Genomic DNA, 17287 nt, shown 5'->3' on the forward strand with positions numbered 1-17287 from the left:
GACTGGGAGTGCGAGGCTCTATTCGCACCTAAGATACTCTTTTTTGTCGCAAACCCTAACCTTTAGTTCGACCGCCATAGGTTCGAACGTTCAAGCAAGGCTCGCTGTAAATTGGACACTTCTTAGTGGCCTAGTCCTGAAAGGTTGGGAATTTAAGCCGAAAAAAACCGTACTGGTGGATTAAAATTTTTACCAATGGCTTCGTTTGTAAGCATTCATTAACATTTATCTTAATCGAGATTCTTTATAGACAGTTTTTCTTAAACTTGGGCGCGAAAAATGACTATCCGAAGGCTTCGTACATTGGTCGCAATTGCAGAAGCGGAAACGTTTAGCGCAGCCGCAGACATTGTGCACGTGACGCATGCAGCTGTTAGTCAGCAAATGCAGGCCTTGGAATCTGATCTTGGGGTCGAGCTGTTCAACCGGGATACCAGAACACCGCAATTAACCCCAATTGCCCGTCAGATTGTTGTTAAGGCTCGAAACTTAATATCTGACTATGACAACTTGGTGCCTTCTGTATTAAATGACGGCGGATTGAGTGGCACCATTTCTTTGGGGGTACTTCGCACCACTTTGACTGGTTTAACACCAAGGGCAATGGCGGAGCTTAAGTCAAACTACCCGTATATTGGCTTGCATATTCGCCCCGGGTTGACCAGTTCGTTGCTTGCCGAAGTTGAACGTGGAAATCTTGATGCTGCGATCACGTCCAAGCCGCATCTGTTGCCAGCAGGCGTTGTTTTTCGCGAGTTAGCCCGTGAACCGATGCAGCTGATAGCTGCAATAGAAGAGCCAATCGAAGATCCTGTAGAGCTGTTGAAAATACGCCCCTTTATCCGCTTTGACCGCACCGCAGTTGTCGGAACGCTTATCGAAAACTGGATTATGGCGCATCGCATTCAAGTCAATGAGACCATGGAATTGGATAGCCCAGAAGCAATTTCCAGCATGGTTCACGCAAACCTTGGCGTTTCGATCGTCCCGGATCTTGCTGTCAAGCCGCAGGACGCGGTTCCCGTAAAACGTTTGAATCTTGGTTCAGATGCTCCCTTCAGAACGCTCGGTTTTGTGCATCAGGAAAACCAGCTAAAGATGCAGGCGCTTGATGAACTTTTTCGGGCGCTGACAAAGGTCATTAGCATAGCTTCACGAAACAAACCGATCGAGAACTTATGAGTGCAGAATTTGTCGTCTACCTTCTGATGGGTGCTTTTGCAGGCGGGTTTATCAACGGATTATCAGGTTCTGGCACTGCCCTCTTCGCGCTAGGGTTTTACCTAATGGTTCTCGACCCGATTAGGGCCGTTGCTATCGTTGCATTGATGTCGGTTTTGGCTGGTTTGCAGGGTCTTTGGATCGTTCGCCACGAAATTTTTGCGCAACCGCGAAGGCTATTCCGGTTTTTGATGCCGGGGCTTTTGGGTGTACCACTCGGCCTTTCATTGCTTGTGGTTATCGATGCTGGGGCATTGCGGATCGCAATCGCGGTAATGCTTATTCTTTATGGCAGCTATTTTGGGTTCCGCGCGTCTTTACCAGCTTTCACGCGTACGACACCGTGGATCGACTCGCTGATAGGGCTTGTCGGCGGAGTGCTTGGCGGTGCCGCGTCAGTCTCGGGTGCTTTCCCGGCAATGTGGCTATCCCTGCGGCCTTGGACCAAGGCAGAAACACGCGCGGTTTTACAACCTTATAACGTGGCTATTTTGACCACGACCGTCAGTCTTCTTTTTTTCAGAGGTGCCTATGACGACATCGCTTTAACGGCGTTACTAATAACGGTTCCCTGTGGGTTGATAGCGGCCCAGATTGGCATCGCAGTATTTCACCAGCTAAGCGATACTGGTTTTCGGCGGCTGCTAATTATTCTTACACTACTGATGGGATTGGGAATTTTAGCGAGCGAGATCTTATAGCCCTGCCATTGGCGGTTATTCCTTTTATTAGAGAGGCGCAGAAGATGTTGAAGTTTTATTATTCAAAAGGTTCGTCTGCGCTGGCTGCCCATATTTTGCTAGAGGAAGTCAGAGCGAATTATCAAGCGGTCGAGATTTCAATTTCCGACGGAGAGCATCTTTCTGAACCGTTCCTTAAGCTCAACCAAAAAGGTCGCCTACCAGTTTTGGAAACCTCCAAAGGAATTGTCACTGAAAATCCTGCCATTCTCGAATACATAGCGGCAATTCATCGGGACTTTGGTTTTCTGCCGGACGGCGCTTTTGTGCAGGCACAAGCCAGATCACTGTGCGCCTATTTATGCTCAACGGTGCATGTTGCTTTCGCTCATCACAAAAGAGGGAAAAGGTGGGCGGACCAACAAAGCTCAATTCGGGATATGAAAGACAAAGCACCCCAAAACTTACGTGAATGCGCGGAGTTTTTGGAGGCGACATTGCCGTTGTCACCGTGGGCATTGGGATCACGATACAGTTTCTGCGACCCTTATTTGTTCTTACTTCAGGGTTGGCTTCGCGGGGTTCATGAATCGTCGGTCGGTTTACGCCGCCTTCAGGCGCACGCGAAAGAAATGTGTGCAAGGTCAGCGACGCAAAAGGTTCTTGCCGAGCACGAAATCGAAGGTTTCTAAATCACCTCGTCTGTCCGGTCGTCACTCTCGCCATAGCGCTTTAGAACGGCGGGCTTGGTGCCTTCGTAAACGCGCGCCACGTTTTCGGCGATCTTAGCGTTCTCCCTTTCAAACAAGCATTCCCCGTTGAGGTTAGAGGCGACAATGAAAGGACCCATTTTGTTGCATTTGATTACCCACATTGCTTGGGCAAGTCCAAGTTCTTCGTTCCAATGCACGGCCTCTACATTCTCGACTCCTCGACCCAACAATGCGCCAGTACCGTAACCGACTGTGGAAAGATACACCGCGCCGTTCGGTACGAAGTAATCTTTATAATCCCTTGAGGTCATGCCGCCTTTGCCGACAATTAACTTTGCTCCGGTTTTCGCCATCCACTCTGGCAGCCATTTGGCAAAGCGGAATGAAGCAGTTGCTGTCACGGCCCCCATATCGAAAGAACCGTCTGCATTAATTCTGGCGGCCGGTGAACAATGGAAATTTGCTGCCGACTGGCTGGGCAACTCCATAGGGATGTTGGCCTTTTCTTCCAGCGCGCGCATGTAAACGCCTTCGCGAGCGGTGTACATCAGGCCGTCCAGATATACGACGTCGCCTAATTGCAGTCCTGCGATAGCTTCGGGGGTCGGGGTGGTTGATAGGTGGATTTCTCGTGGGCTCATTCTGCGGCCTCATGCATTGGTTCCCAATCGATCGTTTCCCGACGCTGATAATCTGTGAACCAGTCGGGATCCGTTCGATGTTCCACGCGCCCATCTGCGTAAACACGTGCAACTGCGCGACGGGATGACAAGCAAAAGGCATGCACGGACATTGGCATGCCGCCCGTGTGGCAGTACCCGACCTCGATATTACAATCTATCACCATGTTTTTTCCGACAAAGCCCATCGCACCCATACCAATGGAATTGCCTAAGTGCTTGAACTCGTCCTCCATCTTGGCGATTTCAGGGTCAGAGTTTCGCGATCCGACGACGCGCAGTGTCGAGGCGCGCTTGCCCAAAGTCATGCAAATATCTTTTGAACCCCCCAGTCCGATTCCAATGATCGCCGGCTGGCAAGCCAGTCCACGCTTACCGAATGCCATCAGACTATCGAGATAGAAACGTTTGATCCCCTGAATGCCATCCGATGGAAATAGCATCCTGTAATCCGTTCCAAAAAGGCCACCTTTGTGCACGGTGATCAGGTCGATCCAATCCCCCCCCGGTTCAAAACCATATTCGATTTCGGGAGCACCGATACCGACGTTGTTATCGTGATCTGTTCGCCAAAGAGGGTGGACACGATTGGGCCTAAGAGGAACGCCATTCGTCGCGTTGGCCGTCGCGCGGCGGAGCGCAGTTTCAAGCGCAACCATTCCCCCCTCGACCCGGGCCTCATTGCCTAACTTTACAAACCAGCGTGGAACGCCGGTATCACCGCACATCGCACGGCGGTCTTCTTTTGCTGCCTCATAGTTGTCGAGCATGGCCTTTAATACGAAGGATGACAGATCGCCGTCCTCTGTCCTCGCGGCCTCTTGCAGTCCGTCAAGATAATCTTGCGGAATCTCAATCGCGGCCTTGTCCATAAGGGTTTCCGCGGTTTCTTGGATAAGCTTTATCGGTATCATTGCGTCGCCACCAAGGTTTCGGGTGCATCTGCAGGCAAAACTGTCTCACCTGGTTTTACTATAGTAAATTCAACGGGTTCACGCATCACAGAGACGTTTCCGTTTTGCATCTGTGCTACAGTGAACTCACTGTCCTCCATCGCGCCGGGCTCAGGAAAGTCTTCCCTGTAGTGAGCGCCTCTGGAATTTTGGCGGGCAAGGCCGGCTTTGGTTATAACCTCAGATATATCACACAAGGATCGAAGGTTTAGCCAATCGTGCCACGTTAAGTTAAACGCCAGATTACTTCCGTCTACCCCGATGGTCATCAACTCTGCTGAAACTTGTGCAATTCCTCCCAACCCTTGCTTCATCCCGGCTTCGGTACGCATCACACCCACATTGTCCCACATGCAATCTTGCAGTTTACGGCGCAATGGCATGATCAGATCAGGTTTCTGACGGAGGGGATAAACCGCACGATCCAATTCCGCGGCGAGGACATCATTATCAGGATCGCGAAAATATACGTGTTTCTTTACATCTACACCCATAGTGTCGCCAGCTATGCCGCCATAAACCGTTGAGTTGGCAACTCCGTTACCACCCAGACGGTTTGAACCATGCGCTCCGCCTGCGTCTTCACCAGCTACGTAAAGCCCCTCCATTGCGGTGCGCGTGTCAACGTCGACCACGACACCACCCATGAAGTAATGCGCTGTCGGCACGACTTCGACCTTTCCTGCCGCCAGATCAAAGCCACTGTCGGCACAGCGCTTGACCATCCCTTTGAATTTCTGGCGCACGTTCTCGGGGCCAAGGTGCGACATGGAAATAAATACGCCTTCTTGGTCCGGGTTATTGTTCTTTCGCATCTCAGCATAAATGCCGCGACTTACAATATCGCGGGTCGCACGTTCGCCATTGGCATCGTAGTCAAACATGAACCGCTGACCCGCATGGTTGACCAATTGACCGCCAGCACCTCGCAAGCCTTCTTCAAGAACGGTACCGGTCATTCGCGTGTGATCGCCGGCCAACAGGCCCGTCGGGTGAAACTGCACCATTTCCATATCCCGCAGTTTGAGGCCTGCGCGTAACGCCATGGCCAACCCGTCCATCGTTTTGTCACCAGACGGCGTATGGTACTTGTACATTGTCGGCCCGCCGCCTGTAGCCATCAAGACAGTCTTGGCGCGCACGAAACGAAATGCGCCAGTGCGCATATCGATCATTAGAACACCTGCAAGTGCCGCACCGTCTTTCGTTGGTATCAGCCCAACGGCGCGGTGCTCCTGCAGTTTTTCTACGCCGGAAGCGAGAACTTTTTCCATCAACCGATTAATGATCTCGATGCCGGTCAGATCCCCCTTGTGAACGGTGCGATCCGCTGTTTGTCCAGCGAAAGCCTTTTGGTGCAACGAGCCGTCTGCGTTGCGGTCAAAGAAACAGCCAACCTCGTTTTCCAGCTCCCGTATTCGCACAACGGCCTGCTCGCACAACCGCCAAGCCATGTCTTGATTGGGCAACCATTTGCCGCCGTTGATAGTATCCATAAAGTGACGCTCGACCGTGTCGCCGCCGCCCAAGGCAACGTTGTAACCGCCCTGTACCATCCTTGTGCAACCGCACTTGCCGATTAACCCCTTGACAGCGATGGTTATTTTCGTGGCCTCGGGCGCGGTTTGCTTTGCGTGCAACGCAGCAAAGAGGCCCGCGCCGCCGGTGCCAAGGATCAGTATATCTGTGTCGTGTCTTTCGATTTCGGAAACACGCATGTTAGATAGCCTTCAAAAGGAATAGTGTTGCAACCATGAACGAAACAGCAGCGGCACCTGCAGCCAAGGATTTTTGTGGTGCGGTCCAAGGTAACCATTCCAGCGCGATCAGCCGCAAGCCGCCGAAAAAGTGGACAGCAAGCAGAAACACCAATCCGAATTCTGCCAGCTTTACAATCCCAGAATCCGTGAGCTGCAAAAACCTGTCCAGCTGCCCGGGATTTGTCACAGCCAGTGCCAATACCCAAAAATGCAAGGGTAGGAACAAAGCTAAACCCAACCCCGATAACCTGTGCAGTGCGTAAGCGAGCCAGAGAGGATGCGCACGCGGCGTGATGCTCTTGGACGCCTTCATGCGAAAGTCACCGCCCAAACGGCGCGCGCTCCCAATACAAAAAGTCCCACGTATGTCAGCCAACCAAAGCAGTTCAAAGCCAAGCCTTTTAGTCCCGCCCATTCAGAGACGATCGTTCGCAATCCAATGGCACCGTGGATCGAGGCGGCAAGTACAAAGGTGCCATAGAACAGGAACCAAAAAAACGACCCTTTGGTTCGCCCCAGAATTTCGGCTGTGCTTAACCCTCCTTGTACGGCGTATATCATCACTAACAGGTGCCCTAGAACCAAAGGCGCCATTGCTACAGCGGTAATTCTCTGAAGCATGTAAAGACGCATGCTGAGCATCAACGACCCTTTCTGAAAAATGACTTGGCGCTTTCCCTCTTTAGCCCTGCAATTGCGGACATCGGGTCAAGCTCGTTCGGGCAGTAAGCTGTGCACGAACCCATTGAGTGACAATTTTGGCATCCTCCGGCTCCTGTCACCGCATCAAGGATTTTTTCCCGCCCGTTGTCCTTGGTGTCATTCAACAACGTCCATGCGCGTTGCAGAGCCGCTGGGCCTAGGTATTCTTGATTGACTGAAACCGTGTCGCATGCAGCATAGCAGACCGCGCAATTGATGCATTCAACCCCCGCATCCGATGCAACTCTGGCAGAGGATGTGGGGTCAACCTTTGCAATCGGGTCTTCGCGGGTCAGCGCTCCGTGGTGCAAACCTTCTGCCGCTATCCATTTGTCAAAGAAAGCGTCCATGTCGACCACAAGATCTTTGACAACTGGCAGATTTCGGAGCGGAGCTATCGTAACCTCGTTCCCGACCAGCACTTTGGAAATATGCGTTCTGCATGTCCAGCGCGGGACACCGTTAACCATCATAGCACAGCTACCACACATCCCGACCCTGCAAGCAAAGCGATAACTGAGGGTCGGATCAATATTTTGTTGTATCCATGAAACTACATCCAAAACGGTTTGATTGTCGTAAGCCGGCACATCAAATTTCGTCTGAGAACCCTGAGCATTCGGGCCGCGCTCGATTGTTGCCTTGATGGTTTGTTCAGTCACTGATTGGGATGCCTTCCAAAAGGTTCACTGTCACTATACTGGATGGCCGAGCTCAATAACCGCGAATTTTTCTTTCGGTTTTTGTTAGCAGAGCTTGCATGGGAAATAGACAAGAATTGAAGTCATGAAAAACGAAACAAATCTCGGACTGCAGCAATTGCTTGATTACCGGTTCAGCGATGCGCCTAGGCTTGATGGAACCGAACCGCATGGCAATCTTATTGACTCGATGGCGGCACGTGGTTCGTGCAGGACGTTTTTAGACAAAACCGTGCCAGATGGGTGGGTGGAAATGTTGTGCGCGGTCGCTCTTGCGGCGCCAACCAAAAGCGATTTGCAGCAACGCGATATCGTGCTGCTAAAGTCTCCGATCGTTCGAAGGAGTCTTGTGGACCTTATAGAGGATCAGGATTGGGTGGCCGAGGCACCGATGATGGCCGTTTTTTGTGGCAATAACCGCCGCCAAAGGCTTTTGCACGAACGACGCGGAATCCCATTTGCCAACGATCACCTCGACGCGTTCTTCAATGCAACAGGTGATGCCGCAATCGCACTGGGCGCCTTTGTAACCGCTGCCGAGGCACTTGGCCTTGGGTGCTGTCCGATTAGTGCGGTCCGCAATAAGGCTGCAGAGGTTTCTGTGCTCCTTGGCCTTCCAGAGTATGTTTTCCCTTTCGCAGGGCTGGCATTTGGCTTCCCTACAGAAGCTCCAGCGGTTTCAAAGCGCCTGCCATTGAACGCCACATGTCACACTGACCGTTATCAAGAGGACAAAATTCTTGAGAAGGTTGATCGCTATGATGCAGAGCGGGCAATGGCGCAACCTTATGGTAAACAGCGTTACCCGTTGATCTTTGGCGAAAGTAATAACTACGCATGGTCTGAGGACAAAGTACGTCAATATAGCCAATCTGAACGGGGTAACTTTGGGCAGTTTGTCCGTGCTCAGGGTTTTTCATTGGACTGAACAAACTTTGGTGCAAGAGGCTCAGGCATGAGCAGCCCGGATTTCGGAGAGTCTTGGAAAAGCTCGAGTTACGACGCTTTCAATACCGATTTGATGAGCTTGAACTAAAGAACCATTTTTAGTTCATACGCGAATATACTAACTTGAGAAGTTCGTAATCACCGCCGTGCCAGGAGGTGTTGGTCCGCTCATTGCGCGAAGCTCTGCGCTTGCATCAGAAAGGTTTACCTCCCTGTCAAGCATTGGGCTAAGATCCACATCGCCACGCTCGATCATACCTAAAAGCGAGGGGTATTTCCACGATGGCATACCCCGCGTGCCATAAAACGCCAACTGTTTTGAATAGATAGCACGCATGTTGATATTCATCATCCCGTCACCAGAAGGCATGCCAATGTGGACATGACGTCCCAGTGTCGCCAGACACTCAACAGAAGCATTCGTCGTCGCCTCGATACCTAGCGCCTCGATGGAAACCTGAGCACCGCCGTCTGTTAAATCTTGAATCGCCTGAACAACGTTGTCCCGTTGTGCGTTTACAATTGCGTCTGCACCTAAACCTTTTGCATGAGTGAGTTTTTCATCAACGACATCAACTACGACCACACGCGCGCCAAGCATTTTGGCCAAAAGCAAAGCCGACAATCCAATCCCACCTGTCCCGTGAACAGCAACCCATTCACCGACGCGAACATTCGCACGATCCGTCAGCGCGTGCCATGCTGTCGTGACCCGACAGCCTAATCCGGCTGCAAGGGCAGGGGATAGAGTGTCCGGTAGATGTACTAGGTTGTGGTCAAATGGAACCGCAACAAATTCTGCATAGGCCCCAGGCGAACCGAACCCTGGAACCACGGATTTTTCGCATGTGTTAGATGCGCCTGTCTGGCATGCAGGACAATCTCCGCATCCCAGAATAAACGGGGCAATTAACCTGTCACCGACATTGTGCTTGGCGCTTGCGCCGGCTTCGACAACCGTTCCACAATATTCGTGCCCTAGAATTGAGCCGTTGGAAACTTTTGGATGTCCTCCGACCCATCCATGGAAATCCGATCGGCAAATCCCGCAAGCGGCGACCTCAAGAACTACGCCATTTTCTGGACAACTTGGGGAAGGAACATTTTCGATCGATAAGTCTTGGTTGAATTCTCTTACGACTGCGGCACGCATTTTTTCCCTCGTAATCGTCTTTTTACAGGAGCCTAAGCCAACGACTCTGGTTTTTTTGTTAGAACGATGGCTTTCCAAAGTTGGGTCACTGTAGCCTACTTCCTGCCCAAGTCACGACGAGTGTTCACCCCAGGGACAATTAAATGGGACCGCATCCATTTCGTTTAACCAGGGGCAGCCATTGCCGGGTTGCAAACGGTGCGTCAAAGTTTCTTGACAGCAAAGTTTCTGTTCAATTCAAAACCGCGACTGACAAATTCAAGATTGATGCAAAACCGACCCACAAAAAATACGGTATAAATGCCACGGCAGAAACCCGATCCGCGACCCAATTCCTCCGTATGAATATGATAATTGTTGTTAACAACAAGACTATTACGCCAAGGGCTACCCACGGTTGATGCAAGACGAAGAAGACGGGGGACCAGACAAAATTTAGTCCGAGCTGAACCCACCAGATTTTCATTTCCAAAGAGGGACGATTGTTTTCGAAAGTTCGCCAACCTGCCAATGCGATTAGCACGTAAAGGACGGTCCAAACCGGGCCGAATATCCAATTGGGCGGATTAAAAGCCGGCTTGTTTAGGTTTGCATACCATTCTCCGGGACCCGTAAGTATGCCGACCGTTATTCCTCCACCGATGACGAGTAAAAGAAAGGCAAGGCGTGTCGCCAGTTTACTCATCTGCGTCTTGTCCCCCATCGAGCCACTCCCGCCATCAGCAGTCTTTTATCGCAATTTCGGCCTTGGACTGCGATGAAAAGACACCCGCGGCGATTTGATCATTGCTGGTGAATGATATTGTTGCGCCTTCGATCTCGGCGCCGGTGACAGTGATTTCCCGACCTCCCAATGTATCATCAACGTCGATCTTAAAGGAAACCAATGCTCCCGGAGGCATATTACCTATGACCAAATCGATCCCTGACATGCCATCTGTCACTTTTGGTTCGCCGTTTAAGATGGCGCTTCCCTCCACTAGTTCGAAGGGCTGAGAAACTTCTACGCCTGCGCCGCTGGACGTAACGTCAAAAATTAGCGCCCCTTTCGACGTTCCGAGATCAAGCCGCAGGGTCGACTCTGTGATATTGCAATTACCCGTGTTTTTGATGTTGAAGCGGTCCTTTGGGGCACCTTCTAAAAAACTCACTTGCAAATCAGCCGAAGCTGCGGTTGCAGCAAGAGCAAAGACAGCTAAAAAAGCCGTCCGGGATATTAATAATGAGCCCATTACTTTCATCCTGTAATTTTATAGATTTGTATTTGAGTTACGGCCAAGACGTGTTTCAGGATCAGTATTGATGAGACGACACGGAAATCACTTAATCATGCTGCTAAGTATGCCTTTAAACCCTGATATTGAAACAACGATCCAATCCAGCGACGTGGAGTGGATGGCGAAGGCGAAAAAATTATTATTTTTTAGATACTAATGGAGTTTAGTTAATGCTTTTCAACACCTTTTTTGCACTTTCCAAATATTCGCTTTGTTTTGCTTCCGACATTCGATCCCAAGTTCTGTAAACATTTCCCAGACGTGGGTTGTCTCGCAGATTATCCGAATTGCGCTGCAGAAAATCCCAATATAGCGGGTTGAATGGGCATGCGTTTTCGCCGGTTTTCTCTTTCACATCATACCGGCACGTAGCGCAATAATCCGACATTTTGTTTATGTAATTCCCGCTTGCCGCGTAGGGCTTTGACCCAAGAAGCCCGCCGTCAGCAAACTGGCTCATGCCGATCACGTTGGGCGCCTCTACCCATTCGTAGGCGTCCGCGTAAACGGCCAGATACCATTCATGTACTTCGGCCGGATCTATTCCCGCCAGCAAGGCGAAATTGCCTGTAACCATCAGTCTTTGGATGTGATGGGCGTAAGCTTCGTCGCGCGTCTGCGCAATCGCAGCGGCCATGCACGCCATGTCAGTTTCGCCTGTCCAGTAAAAGGTTGGCAGAGGGCGTTTGGCGTTAAAATAATTCTCTTGCGTATAGCCCGGCATTCGCAGCCAATAGATGCCACGAACAAATTCTCGCCACCCGATTATCTGCCGGATGAACCCTTCTGCCGCGTTCAATGGGGCATTACCTTCGTAATACGCTCGCTCAACCCGGCGACAAATCTCTATCGGAGACAGCAGCCCTGTGTTCAAGTATTGCGCCAGAACAGAATGATATAGAAACGGCTCGTTGGACAACATTGCATCCTGATAGTCGCCAAACTGGGGCAGGGCGACATTGACAAAATGCTCCAATGCCATTTTTGCGTCATTCCGCGTGACGGCAAACCAAAAGGGGTGAAGGGATCCAAAGTTTTCGCCAAAGTTGTCGTCGACCAGCTGCAAAACGTCCCTGGTTGTTTGGTCTGGCTTAAACTTCATTGGTTGAGGCATGAACAGATCCGGGATGGCGGGCTTACGATTGTCGGAGTCATAGTTCCATCGCCCACCTTCAGGTTCGTTTCCTGACATCAACAACCCTGTTTTGCGACGTATCTCGCGATAGAAATATTCCATCCGCAGTTGTTTTCGTCCCTCTGCCCAATCGCGAAACTCCTGATGACTTACGAGAAAACGGTCATCTGGTAGAACGGCCAATCCAGCACAGTTTGTAAACGCTTGGGACAACCTGAATTCTCCGGGCTCGGTTACAAACGCTCGAGCAATTTTCAGTTCGTTCTGAGCACGAGCAATTTCTCCGGCCAAGCTGTTTGTATTCTCAGGATCATCCAAGCGCACGTATCGAACACTCCAACCCAGAGACTTAAGCTCTTCGGCAAAGTGACGCATTGCGGACAGCACAAACGCGATCTTTTTCTGGTGATGCGGGACATATCGCGCTTCGGCCATAACTTCGGCAAACAAAACAATGTCCCTTTTTTGATCTGCAGCACGCAGAGCAGCGATATCCTTCGATAGCTGGTCGCCCAAAATCACGATCAGTTTTGGCTCTGGCTGTATTTTGTTGACCGTCTCCATCCTCAGAAGGATAGGTTCATTATGCTTAGAAACGAGCGTCCAAGGGCAGTTTGTTTCAAATATTGTGCCGTCCGAATACAGGTGCGGGTCTCAGTTTCAGACTTATTGGGAATTTCGTTCAATGCGTAATCTCTTTCGGTCAAGGCCAACTTGCGATCACGCACAGAGGGCACCTATGTCTTTGCTGTTTGCGCAGCGGCGCATTCCACCACAAAAGCCTCAGTCAGCGTCACGAGGTACGAGTAAAACGGTGCAACCCAACGATGACTTTGAACCTTGGCAGAAAACACTTTGTACCAAGGCAAGATAAACTCAGAGGCAAATACAGCTGGATCCATTGTGTCAGGTTTTTGTTCCAAACACATCGCTAGGTATTCCAGGATTATGGCCAGATGATCTGCTGGTTCAGAGAAATTGAGAGCAACTTCTTGGCCGGATTGCTGCAAAAGCGACTGCATCTTCGAATGGGGGGTAGACATAAGCGCCCCATCTCCTTGCCACGCCGACGCATAGAGCGGTGCAGAGTCTTTGCCAGCGGTAAGAAATAAGCTGGCGTAACTGATTGCGAGATCCCTTTTGGTTTTCCGGGGATCGGACCACGTTTTCATTTCATCCAATAGATTGTGAGCTCCGGCCACTTCAGAAAGTAACGCGTCCGCAACCCCGTCAAAACATGCACAGATGGTCGCTTCGTCAAGTTCACGGGCAAACATGGTAGACAAGAAACGTATCAGTTCCGGGGAATGCTTAGTCATACAGTGTTCGGTCCGCCAAAGGCTGTAACAGCGGGTACTTCGCCTTCGAATTTCTCTATCTCAACAATACAAGTGTTGGCCGATGTTGCTTGCGACAGTTTTGATGCTCCGACATCTAAAGTTACCGTATTGGGGTCACCGTACGTGTCGAGCGAGCCGGGTGTTGCGTCGACGGGGCCGTACCAGGCTCCCTCGTAAATTCGGATTACGCCCCTTGGGTAATCGTCGCTCAGGACCGCACCAGCCAACAATTGGCCGCGATCGTTGAAAACGCGCACGATATCCCCGTTTTCGATCCCTCGTTCAGCAGCGTCGTAAGGATTTACGTAAACAGGCTCCCTGTCTTGCACGGCGTAGGTCGCTCGGTAAGGATCGCTCTCGCACATCTGCGAATGAAGACGTTGATCCGGGTGGCAAGATTGTAACCAAAGCGGAAACTTGTCGGACCCTGGCCCACCGTGCGAGCGTTCGAGCTTTTCCATCCATTTCGGATGTTCTCCACAGTCATCGTATCCATAATTGCCAATAGTTCGGCTGGAGATTTCGATGAAACCAGAAGGGGTTCCAAGAGCATTGATTTCCGGGTCTTCGCGGAAATCTGCATGGCGCACCCATGGTTCGCCTCTTTCAAATCGAACAATCCCATTTTCCCAAAATTCTTCGAAAGAAGGCATCTCAAAGCTTCCTTCGTTGGCACTGCGGGTCGTTTCGTAAAGGCTTTCGATCCACTCCATTTCGTCCCACCCACGCGTGTATTCCGTTTCACGGCCAAAGCGTCGGCAGAACAGCGAAAAGATCTCAAAATCAGTTTTCGAGTGGAATAAAGGGTCAACTAACCTCTTCATCGCAATCACGCCAGAACGGGAATAGGATCCGTAGCTGTCGATATCATTGCGTTCGAATTGAGTACACGCTGGCAAAACCAAATCAGCGTGCCTGCAGGTGGCTGTCCATGCATAATCAATGGCAACAATGGTTTCCAGCTTTTGGATTGCTACGCGCATCTTGTTGTGGTCTTGATGATGGTGGAACGGATTGCAGCCGGTGAATATAGCCATTCGGATGTCAGGGTATGTGACCGTGTGCCCGTTGTGCTCCACAGTGCCCCCGGGGTTCATCAAGCAATCAATCCATCGCGCGACAGGGATTGTGCTGCTGGCGCCCAGAAAATTGTCGTCCGAGCGCACAGGATTCACGCCGATATCCAGGTTGAGAGGAAATGCACCTGGCATACTGGCACCCGAAGTTGGCACGCCTATACCGCTGTAGTGATGAGAATAGCTGATCCCGCCACCCGGCAGTCCGATCTGACCCAGCATGGCGGCTATGATCGCACCCATCCAGTATGGCTGTTCTCCGTGCTGTTGTCGCTGAACTGACCATCCAAAGATGAGTTGCGTGCGATCTGACGCAAGTAATCGCGCAAATTCTTTGATCGTATCAACTGGAACACCGCAAATTGGCGCAGCCCATTCAGGTGTCTTTTCGACGCCGTCCTCCGCTTCGCCCATAACATAAGCCATGAAAGGCTCAAACCCGAGGGTGTATATACTAAGGAACTCTTCGTCATGCAGGCCTTCGGAATACAGCGTGTGTGCGAGCGCTAGCATGAAGGCCACATCCGTCATTGGATTGATATAGAGTTGTTCAGCCCCGATGTGTTTTTGCGTTTTGGTGCGAACCGGATCGACGCTTATTGCTCGGATATCACCAGCGGCTATTTTGTCCTTCAATTGATCGAAATATTCAAAAGGCTCATGTGTTTCACATGTCCATCCAACTTGCAGATTCTTTAGTGGGTCGTTTGCCCAGAAAATGATGTTTTTGGCGTTTTCCAGAATCAATGGCCAACTGGTTCCCTGTGAGTAAACTTCTGTAGAACCAAGCACATAAGGTAGGATAGTCTGACCTGCACCGGTAGAATAATCGCCTGCTTTTTTGACGTACCCGCCATACATTGAGACAGCGCGGTTCATGTGATTTATGCAAGAGTGGAACTGTCCGGTTTGGCGCCAGCCAGTAGCCCCGGCATAAAGACCCGAAGGCCCGTGTGAAATCTGCACACGCTCCATTTCTTCAAAGAAAAGATCAAGGGCCTCATCCCACGTCAGGCGAACAAAGCGGTTGTCGCCTCTTGTCGTTCGGTCGGCATCTTTCCGATTGTCGAGCCATTCAGCCCGAGCCATTGGGTAACGCACGCGGGAAGGGGAATAGATCAGGCCTTTGATTCCGTTGATCATATCTGTCGGATGCGGGTCATCCGCCAGCGGTCGCACTTCCGCCACCTGTCCACCTTTGACCAGGGCTTCGATCGCGCCCCAATGCGAGCCTGTCGTTTTCCAGCTGCCGACAGACGTCAGTTTCTCAGCTCGAGCCGTAGTCGGCTGAAGGAGGCTTGGGCCCAGAACTGCGGACAGTCCTGCCGCCCCGGAGCTTTTCAAAAATTCACGGCGCGTTGACATTGGTGTCCCCCTCAGTGCGAGCCGCTATAGTCTGCGGAATGTTTCTGCAGGTAGGTCAAAACCAGATTGGCTTGTGCTTCATCCATGTTGGTGAACCCGACCATGCCATTGAATTGCGCGGGCCAGGAATTGGTACCGAAGTGATCAGGGTCAGGTTGAGCGTGACAGGTGGAGCAATTGGCTGTGTAGCTTTCTTCAGCTACGTTCCAAAGCTCGTCGATCTCATCCACAAATCCCTGTTTGTCTGACCAAAGCGTAACGGTAACTGGTGCCCAGTCCAGCCCGGTTGCTTCGTCGGTTTGTGGTGCAGATACCTCGACAAGGCTGGCGTCCTGAGCAGTGCCCTTGGAAAGGATTGCAACTCTGATGTTGTGCCCGAATTCGTCGAAAATCACCCGGCCAAAACCCTTGTCCTTTCGCCAAGCCTTAAGCGCGAACTGAATTCGATTATTGTTTTCATCCAGCACTTCGACGGCGGCGCCAAGGGTCAGATTCCCTACTGGCTCCGTACCGTCTGCGCTGTCGAAAACAGGGATATCCCGAATTGCGAAGTAGTCCTCGCCAACAGATAAACTGCCTGAGTTTGCCTTGTTTTCCAGCTTGGCCATTGCCGGGCTACCGACGGCAACATTGTCAGGAAGGTGATGAGCTATCCCTTTATGGCACTCGATACAGCCTGTATCCAGCGCCGCAGCTGACTCCATATAGAAACGCGCTTCGGCAGACATGGCGTTCCAGTCCATGCTGTCGTAGTCATGGCAATTTCTACACTCGAGCGAGTTATTGGCTTCTAAACGCGCCCATTCATGCTTGGCCAGTTCCGCGCGGCGGGCTTCGAATTTTTCACGAGTGTTAATGGTTCCGAACACTGCCGCCCACACTTCCTTGGACGCCTGCATTTTTCTTGCGACCTTGTTGGTCCATTCGTGGGGCACATGGCAATCCGGGCAGGTGGCGCGCACGCCGGTTCGGTTTTCCCAGTGGACCGTAGATTGAAGTTCTACGTATACGTTGTCGCGCATTGCGTGGCAGGAAACGCAGAATTCTTCAGTGTTCGTGAACTCCATAGCGGTATTGAAGCCACCCCAGAAAATGATCCCGGTGATGAACCCCCGAGACTGATAACGCCAAGGCTAATTGTCGTCGCGGGGCGCGAAACTGTGTTCCAGAATGATGATAACGTGGACTTCAGAGACATTTTAACGTGCTCCTCGGTTCATTTCCGGGTTTTACAGAGATCCGGTTGGTGGCCCATAGATCATTTGAAGGAGCCAGACGGTAAATCCATACACCCCGACACCAAGGACTGTAATCCCGGGCAGTAAAATCAACGTAATAAATAGGAAGGACAGCCATTCACGCCGGGCTGTACCTTTTGATCTGCTGACGGATTGATCTGACATAATCACATCGCCTGCTTTAAGATTGTAATCTCAGGCCAATGTTACCACCATCTGAATACCCTAAAGACAGATAAGTCGCGGCAGAATGACGCACGTATGAGGCAGAGCAGAAAGCGGTGTTTTCATCGCGTCGACAGCAGATTCCGTTTCGTCCTTTGGAGCTTGCAAAGAGAATTGAGG

General features: G+C 51.2%; 18 protein-coding genes. 4 read left to right on the forward strand and 14 right to left on the reverse strand.

The genetic code is table 11. The features are described 5' to 3' along the window. Positions 1–279: 279 nt before the first annotated feature. Genes AC2FNE_RS00520 through AC2FNE_RS00530 form a run of 3 tightly spaced genes read left to right on the forward strand, consistent with a single transcriptional unit; the run spans position 280 to position 2593 of the window. A complete protein-coding gene (locus AC2FNE_RS00520; protein ID WP_170476357.1) occupies positions 280–1182 on the forward strand; it encodes a LysR family transcriptional regulator in 903 nt (300 codons plus the stop codon). After that, on the forward strand, positions 1179–1922 hold the full coding sequence (locus tag AC2FNE_RS00525) for a sulfite exporter TauE/SafE family protein (protein ID WP_170604127.1): 744 nt from the start codon (positions 1179–1181) through the stop codon (positions 1920–1922). The genes AC2FNE_RS00520 and AC2FNE_RS00525 overlap by 4 nt, the downstream gene beginning before the upstream one ends. A gap of 44 nt (positions 1923–1966) precedes the next feature. Continuing rightward, positions 1967–2593, forward strand: a complete 627-nt coding sequence (locus AC2FNE_RS00530) for a glutathione S-transferase family protein (RefSeq protein WP_170604125.1) — start codon at positions 1967–1969, stop codon at positions 2591–2593. On the opposite strand, the gene AC2FNE_RS00535 is transcribed toward AC2FNE_RS00530, so the two are convergent. Genes AC2FNE_RS00535 through AC2FNE_RS00560 form a run of 6 tightly spaced genes read right to left on the reverse strand, consistent with a single transcriptional unit; the run spans position 2590 to position 7371 of the window. Continuing rightward, positions 2590–3255: a fumarate hydratase C-terminal domain-containing protein gene (locus AC2FNE_RS00535; RefSeq protein ID WP_170604123.1), complete on the reverse strand. Its 666-nt coding sequence runs from the start codon at positions 3253–3255 to the stop codon at positions 2590–2592. The two genes, AC2FNE_RS00530 and AC2FNE_RS00535, sit on opposite strands and share 4 nt — an antisense overlap. Continuing rightward, positions 3252–4208, reverse strand: a complete 957-nt coding sequence (locus AC2FNE_RS00540) for a fumarate hydratase (RefSeq protein ID WP_170476351.1) — start codon at positions 4206–4208, stop codon at positions 3252–3254. The genes AC2FNE_RS00535 and AC2FNE_RS00540 overlap by 4 nt, the downstream gene beginning before the upstream one ends. After that, positions 4205–5965 carry an L-aspartate oxidase gene (locus AC2FNE_RS00545; RefSeq protein ID WP_170604122.1) on the reverse strand — a complete coding sequence of 587 codons (1761 nt, stop codon included), beginning with the start codon at positions 5963–5965 and terminating at the stop codon, positions 4205–4207. The genes AC2FNE_RS00540 and AC2FNE_RS00545 overlap by 4 nt, the downstream gene beginning before the upstream one ends. Before the next feature lies 1 nt (position 5966). Further along, entirely contained in the window at positions 5967–6320 is a 354-nt protein-coding gene (locus AC2FNE_RS00550) for a succinate dehydrogenase, cytochrome b556 subunit (protein ID WP_496772308.1), read from the reverse strand. Further along, entirely contained in the window at positions 6317–6649 is a 333-nt protein-coding gene (locus AC2FNE_RS00555; RefSeq protein ID WP_170604118.1) for a succinate dehydrogenase, read from the reverse strand. Before AC2FNE_RS00555 ends, AC2FNE_RS00550 begins: the two co-directional genes overlap by 4 nt. Then, on the reverse strand, positions 6649–7371 hold the full coding sequence (locus AC2FNE_RS00560) for a succinate dehydrogenase/fumarate reductase iron-sulfur subunit (protein WP_437436809.1): 723 nt from the start codon (positions 7369–7371) through the stop codon (positions 6649–6651). The genes AC2FNE_RS00555 and AC2FNE_RS00560 overlap by 1 nt, the downstream gene beginning before the upstream one ends. Before the next feature lie 124 nt (positions 7372–7495). Between AC2FNE_RS00560 and AC2FNE_RS00565 the strand changes: the two genes are divergently transcribed. Continuing rightward, positions 7496–8338: a nitroreductase family protein gene (locus AC2FNE_RS00565; RefSeq protein WP_170604116.1), complete on the forward strand. Its 843-nt coding sequence runs from the start codon at positions 7496–7498 to the stop codon at positions 8336–8338. Positions 8339–8476: 138 nt separating this feature from the next. Here the strand turns inward: AC2FNE_RS00565 and AC2FNE_RS00570 are convergent, their stop codons facing one another. From AC2FNE_RS00570 to AC2FNE_RS00605, 8 genes are all read right to left on the reverse strand, one after another. Next, positions 8477–9511, reverse strand: a complete 1035-nt coding sequence (locus tag AC2FNE_RS00570) for a zinc-binding dehydrogenase (RefSeq protein WP_170476341.1) — start codon at positions 9509–9511, stop codon at positions 8477–8479. 232 nt (positions 9512–9743) lie between these two features. Continuing rightward, positions 9744–10214, reverse strand: coding sequence for a TspO/MBR family protein (locus tag AC2FNE_RS00575; RefSeq protein ID WP_254442450.1), 471 nt, complete (start codon positions 10212–10214; stop codon positions 9744–9746). Positions 10215–10230: 16 nt separating this feature from the next. Beyond that, positions 10231–10743 (reverse strand): aggregation factor core, encoded by a 513-nt coding sequence (locus AC2FNE_RS00580; protein ID WP_496804568.1) that lies wholly within the window; start codon positions 10741–10743, stop codon positions 10231–10233. A gap of 208 nt (positions 10744–10951) precedes the next feature. Next, complete coding sequence (locus tag AC2FNE_RS00585; protein WP_496804569.1) at positions 10952–12487, reverse strand: cryptochrome/photolyase family protein; 1536 nt, start codon at positions 12485–12487, stop codon at positions 10952–10954. Between the two features lie 173 nt (positions 12488–12660). Then, complete coding sequence (locus tag AC2FNE_RS00590; protein ID WP_496804570.1) at positions 12661–13242, reverse strand: molecular chaperone TorD family protein; 582 nt, start codon at positions 13240–13242, stop codon at positions 12661–12663. Beyond that, positions 13239–15704, reverse strand: a complete 2466-nt coding sequence (gene torA, locus AC2FNE_RS00595; RefSeq protein WP_496804571.1) for a trimethylamine-N-oxide reductase TorA — start codon at positions 15702–15704, stop codon at positions 13239–13241. Before torA ends, AC2FNE_RS00590 begins: the two co-directional genes overlap by 4 nt. An 11-nt stretch (positions 15705–15715) precedes the next feature. Next, complete coding sequence (locus AC2FNE_RS00600) at positions 15716–16771, reverse strand: NapC/NirT family cytochrome c (RefSeq protein WP_496804572.1); 1056 nt, start codon at positions 16769–16771, stop codon at positions 15716–15718. 162 nt (positions 16772–16933) lie between these two features. After that, on the reverse strand, positions 16934–17107 hold the full coding sequence (locus tag AC2FNE_RS00605) for a periplasmic nitrate reductase, NapE protein (RefSeq protein ID WP_170476331.1): 174 nt from the start codon (positions 17105–17107) through the stop codon (positions 16934–16936). Between the last annotated feature and the right edge of the window lie 180 nt (positions 17108–17287).

Source organism: Ruegeria sp. YKSD179 (genome assembly GCF_059612885.1).